Source organism: Variovorax sp. P4_D9 (genome assembly GCF_056401695.1).
In genome coordinates this window covers 1-5,190 of the sequence record NZ_JBFUIU010000636.1, presented here as the reverse complement: position 1 = coordinate 5,190, position 5,190 = coordinate 1, and the positions used below count along the sequence as shown (strand labels likewise).

The 5,190-nt window shown below is 68.0% G+C and carries 6 protein-coding genes; 4 read left to right on the top strand and 2 right to left on the bottom strand.

Going from position 1 to position 5,190, the window contains the following annotated elements:
- On the bottom strand, positions 1-1,105 hold a 1,105-nt coding region (locus tag AC1DY5_RS41175), incomplete at its 3' end, for an efflux RND transporter periplasmic adaptor subunit (protein WP_478120204.1).
- Positions 1,102-1,779, bottom strand: a complete 678-nt coding sequence (locus AC1DY5_RS41170) for a TetR/AcrR family transcriptional regulator (RefSeq protein WP_478120203.1) — start codon at positions 1,777-1,779, stop codon at positions 1,102-1,104. The genes AC1DY5_RS41170 and AC1DY5_RS41175, both read right to left, overlap by 4 nt.
- 98 nt (positions 1,780-1,877) lie before the next feature.
- Here AC1DY5_RS41170 and msrA point away from each other — a divergent pair, with 98 nt between their 5' ends.
- The 4 genes from msrA to AC1DY5_RS41150 all read left to right on the top strand — a co-directional run.
- The gene (gene msrA / locus AC1DY5_RS41165; protein ID WP_478120202.1) at positions 1,878-2,429 is read left to right on the top strand and encodes a peptide-methionine (S)-S-oxide reductase MsrA; all 552 of its coding nucleotides are present in this window, start codon (positions 1,878-1,880) and stop codon (positions 2,427-2,429) included.
- 8 nt (positions 2,430-2,437) lie between these two features.
- A complete protein-coding gene (locus AC1DY5_RS41160; protein ID WP_478120201.1) occupies positions 2,438-2,803 on the top strand; it encodes a hypothetical protein in 366 nt (121 codons plus the stop codon).
- Positions 2,804-2,881: 78 nt separating this feature from the next.
- A complete protein-coding gene (locus tag AC1DY5_RS41155) occupies positions 2,882-4,999 on the top strand; it encodes a TonB-dependent receptor (protein ID WP_478120200.1) in 2,118 nt (705 codons plus the stop codon).
- A 41-nt stretch (positions 5,000-5,040) separates the two neighbouring features.
- A partial coding sequence (locus AC1DY5_RS41150) for an AEC family transporter (RefSeq protein ID WP_478120205.1) occupies positions 5,041-5,190 on the top strand: 150 nt, incomplete at its 3' end.

The window sequence follows — 5,190 nt, the reverse complement described above, 5'->3', positions numbered from 1 at the left end:
GCCCGAGGCTGCCGGCCACCACCAGCGCGCCGTCGTCGATGCCGCGCACCGCGACCATGGTCTGGCCGTCGACTTGGCCGCGCAGGCCGGTCTCGACCGGGCGATGCACGATGCGGCCGTCGACCACCGTCTGCACATAGGGCGCGGGCTTGTCGGTGCGCACCGCGGTCAATGGAAGGGCCAGGGTCTCGGTGCTGCCGACGTCGATCGTGCCCTGCGCGAACAGGCCCTGGCGAAAGCCGGTGCTGCGGTCGAGCCGCAGGTAGACCAGCACGCTGCGGCTGCCGGCCTGCGCGCTCGGGTTGACGCGCACCACGCTGGCGCCGACGCTGCGTTCGCCGCTCTTCGGGTCGGCGACGCTGCTGCCCTCGATCTGCAGCGTGGCGCGCTGGCCGACCCGGACCGCCACCGAGTCGGCCGCGGCCAGCGTGGCCTCGACCTCGATCCGGCTCAGGTTGACCACCTCGATGATCTTCGCGTCGATGCCGACACGCTCGCCTGACTGGGCGAGACGCTGCGACACCTGGCCCGCGATAGGGCTCTTGAGCACTGTGTCGTCGAGCGACTTGCGGGTCATCTCGACCGCCGCCAGCGCGGCGCGGTGCGTCGACAAGGCCGAATTGAGGTTCGATTGCGAGGTTTCGAGCGCGTTGCGCGAGATGAATCCCTGCTCGACCAGCGCCTTGTTGTTGTCGAAGGTGCGCTGCGCCACTTCGGCCTGGGCGCKCGACGAATCGGCCTGCTCCTGGGCCTGCCGCAGGCGCGACTGGTATTCGACCGGATCGATGCGCGCGATCACCTGTCCGGCTGCGACCGTGTCGCCTTCGCGTACCGTGAGGCCGATCAGCTCGCCGGCGACGCGCGCCTTGACCTGTGCCGAATCGACTGCGCGCAGCGTGCCCGAGACCGGCAGTGTCTCGGCCAACTCGCGGCGGGCCACCCGCACCACGTCGGCCGGCGACAACTCCACCACGGTTTCGGCCGCCGTGCTGCCGGCCGCCAGCTTGGCCTGCTGCGCCTTGCGCGCGCCGAGGGCGCGCAGCGCACCGCCGACGAGCAGCACCAGGATCAGTGCCGCAATGGCCCACTTCATCGTTCTCTTCATGCGGCAGCCTTCGGCGGCAGGCTGAGTCCGTGCAGCACGGTCTCGGCCTGGAGCGCCAGGTATTTCTCGGGATCGATGTTGGATGTGTGGTCGAAGCAGATGGCCGGCGAATGCTTGGTGAGCATCAGGAAGATCATCGGTGCGACGACGGTGTAGATCGCCAGGTCGACGTCGACCGGCGCGAACTCGCCGCGGTCGATGCCGCGCTGGACGATGCGCCGGAGCAGTTCGTGGCCCGGCTTCACCACTTCGCGGCGATAGAACTCGGCCAGCTCGGGAAAGTTCCGACCCTCGCTCATCATCAACTTGGTCAGGCCCGATGCCTTGGTCGCGCCGACCCGCTCCCACCAGACGCGCATGCAGTAGCGCAGCATGTCGGCGGTGCTGCCTTCGTATTCGTCGAACTCTCGGTTCCACTCGGTGAAGCGGCCGGCCAGGTTCTCGATCACGACCGCCTTGAACAGCTCTTCCTTGCTCTGGAAGTAAAGGAAGAGGGTGCCCTTGGAGACGCCGGCGCGGGCCGCGACTTCTTCCGAACGGGTGGCGGCGAAGCCTTTCTCGACGAACAGGTCAAGCGCCGCTTCCAGCAGCTCGCCGGGACGGGCTTCCTTGCGCCGCTCGCGCTTGGCGCTCACGGGACAGAGCTTGTCCTTGAGGAATCGGGAGGCGGGCATGGTAATTAATGACTGGCGGGTTAGTAATGTAGTGAGGCCGTTGCACTGCGTCAAGCCGGCACAATGTGGGAAAAGTCTCGAACTTCGCCGGAGTCGTCATGTCATCGCCCTCCTCATCCACTGAATCCATCGTCCTCGGGGGCGGCTGCTTCTGGTGCACCGAAGCCGTGTTCGACCGCGTGCAGGGCGTGGTCGACGTCGAGTCCGGCTACAGCAACGGCCAGACCCTGAATCCGAGCTACGAGCAGGTCTGCACCGGGCGCACCGGGCACGCCGAGGTGGTCAAGGTGGTGTTCGATCCGGCGCAGATCTCGTTGCGCGAGATCCTCGAGATCTTCTTCGTGGTGCACGATCCGACCACGTTGAACCGGCAGGGCAACGATGTCGGCACCCAGTACCGCAGCGGCATCTATTACCTCGACCCGGCGCAGAAACAGGTGACCGACGAGGTGATCCGCGAGATCGGCGACAGCAAGACCTACCGCGCGCCGATCGTCACCGAGGTCGAGCCGCTGGCCAACTACTCGGCCGCCGAGGCCTATCACCAGGACTACTTCCTGAACAACCCGAACCAGGGCTACTGCGCCTTCGTGGTCGGGCCCAAGGTCGAGAAGTTCCAGAAGACCTTCGCAGCCCGCGTCAAGACCTGACGCCGGCGATGCCCATCGCCCGGCGCTCCCTTCGCAGCCGCACCTTGTTGTGCGTGCTGGCGTTCGCGCTCTGGGCCGCGACCACGCTGGGCCTGATGCACGGCACGCTACACGGTGCGCCGGCGGCGGCCGGCTTCACCGGGCATGTCGCCAAGGAAGCGGCGCCGAGCGGGCTGGCGGCGCTCTTCGGCGTCCACAGCGAGGCCGAGTGCCGGCTCTACGACCAGTTGTCCCACGGGTCGGCCGCACCCTGCGTGCCCCCTGTCTTCCTGCCGGTGCTGCTGCCGGCCGCCAGCTTCGTCTGGCTCGAGGGCGAAGTCTTCGCCCGCTGGATCGCGCTGTTCGACGCCCGCGGTCCGCCTTCCACTCGCTGAATCCCGCCTGCCTTCCGGTTGCCGACCCCGCCTGGCGGGGCGCGGCCGGCTGTTCATCGATTCAACGAGTGTTCCTTCATGACCTTTTCCTTTCCTCGCCACCGCGTGGGCGTCGCGGTGCTGTCCTTCCTGTCTTGCGCATCCCTCGCTGCCTGGGCGCAGCAGGGCGCTCCCGAGGCGCCTGCACCCTCGCTCGGCGAGATCACCGTCACCGGCAATCCGCTCGGCGCCACCGAGCTGATCGCACCGACCACTACGCTGTCGAACGAGTCGCTGCTGCTGCGCTCGCAGTCGACCCTGGGCGAGACCCTCAACGGCCTGCCGGGCGTCGCCAGCACCAACTTTGGCCCCAACGCCAGCCGGCCGACGATCCGCGGCCAGGACGGCGATCGCATCCGCATCCTTCAGAACGGCGGCAGCGCGCCCGATGCCTCGGCGCTCAGCTACGACCACGCCGTGCCGGTCGATGCGCTGGTCACCGACCGGCTCGAGGTGCTGCGCGGACCGGCTGCGCTTCAGTACGGCGGCAGCGCAGTCGGCGGCGTGGTCAACGTGATCGACAACCGGATCCCGACCGAGCCGATCGAAGGCTTCGGGGGGCGGACCGATCTCGGCTACGCCACCGGCAACCGCGAGCAGGCGGGCGGTGTGGTGCTGGAAGGCGGCAGCGGCCGCTATGCGCTGCACGTCGATGCCTTCCACCGCGATTCCGACGACGTGTCGGTGCCGATCGAGCTGGCCTGCGAGAACCCGAAGCGGCCGGGCTTCGCGCGCAAGATCTGCAACTCGGCCAACCAGGCCGACGGCGGCGCCTTCGGCGGCACGCTGTTCTTCGACCAGGGCTGGATCGGCGCCTCGGCCAGCACCTACCGCAGCAGCTATGGCACGGTGGCCGAGGACGACGTCACGATCGGCATGAAGTCCGACCGCTACGCGCTCGAGGGCGAGTGGCGCACCGGCGGCTTCTTCAGCAACGTGCATGCGAAGCTCAGCCGCACCGAGTACCAGCACACCGAGTACGAGGGCCCGCTGCCCGGCACCACCTTCGCCAACGACAGCAACGACCTGCGCATCGAGGCGCGGCATCGCAAGATTGGCGTGCTCGACGGCATGGTCGGCTTCACTAGCGAGAGCGGCCGCTTCTCGGCCCATGGCGAGGAGGCCTTTGCGCCCGACAGCCGTACGAAGTCGAACGCGCTGTTCCTGCACGAGGAACTCGCCACCTCGTGGGGGCGCCTGAGCTTTGGCGGCCGCACCGAGGAGGTCAAAGTGCAGTCGCTCGGCGATCCGACGAACCCGGAAGTCACGCGCTTCTTCGTCGGCGAGCGCGACTTCCATCCGAACAGCGCCGCCTTCGGTGCGCTGGTGAACCTGACGCCGCAGTGGCAGGTGACTTCCAACCTGGCCTACACCGAGCGGGCGCCCAAGGACTACGAGCTGTTCGCCAATGGCCCGCATGTTGCGACAGCGGCCTGGGAGACCGGCGACCCGCTGCTCAAGCAAGAGAAATCGATCGGCCTGGACTTGGGTGCGCAATGGCAATCGGGCGCCAACACGGCCAAGTTCAATGCCTACGCGACCCGCTTCAGCAACTACATCGGGCTCACGGCCACCGGCAACGTGCGCAGCGCGGACGGCGAACTCAATCCGCCGCCGGTCGAGACAGCCGACGGGCAGTTGCTGTTCCCCGAGGTCTTCGCCGACTACGTCTACCACGGCGTGCGAGCCCGCTTCACCGGCCTCGAAGCCAACGGCAACCTGCAGTTGCTCGGTGCCGATGGCTTCTCCCGCGCGGCCGACGGCTCGACGCTCGATCTCGAATGGCGCGGCGACCTGGTGCGGGCCACCAACACCGACACCGGCGAGCCGCTGCCGCGGATCGCACCCTGGCGCATCGGCGGCACGCTGGCCTGGGCCAGGAGCGCGTGGGCCGCGCGGCTGGGCTTCGACTACAACGCGGCGCAGAACCGGGTGCCGCCGACGGGCGACCGTGCGACCGACGCCTACACGCTGTGGAACGCGTCGATCAGCTACAAGCAGCGGATGCAGCGCGCCAACCTCACCTGGTATGCGCGGGTCGACAACATCGGCAACGCGCTGGCCTACAGCGCGACCTCGATCCTGACGACGACCGTCTATCCGAATGCGCCGCTGCCGGGGCGCAGCTTGAAGCTGGGACTGCGCGCGACTTTTTAGGGTCGGGCAGCGGCCTGGTCCGTCGGCTATTCTCGACGGGAATGAATGGTCCCGTTGTTTCCTCGCTGCTGCCCGTGGTCATCCTCATCGCGGTCGGTTTCCTGGCGGGGAAGATGCGTTGGATCCGGGGCGATTCGGTCAAGGACCTGTCGAACCTGGTGTTCCTGCTGCTGGCGCCGCCGCTGCTGTTC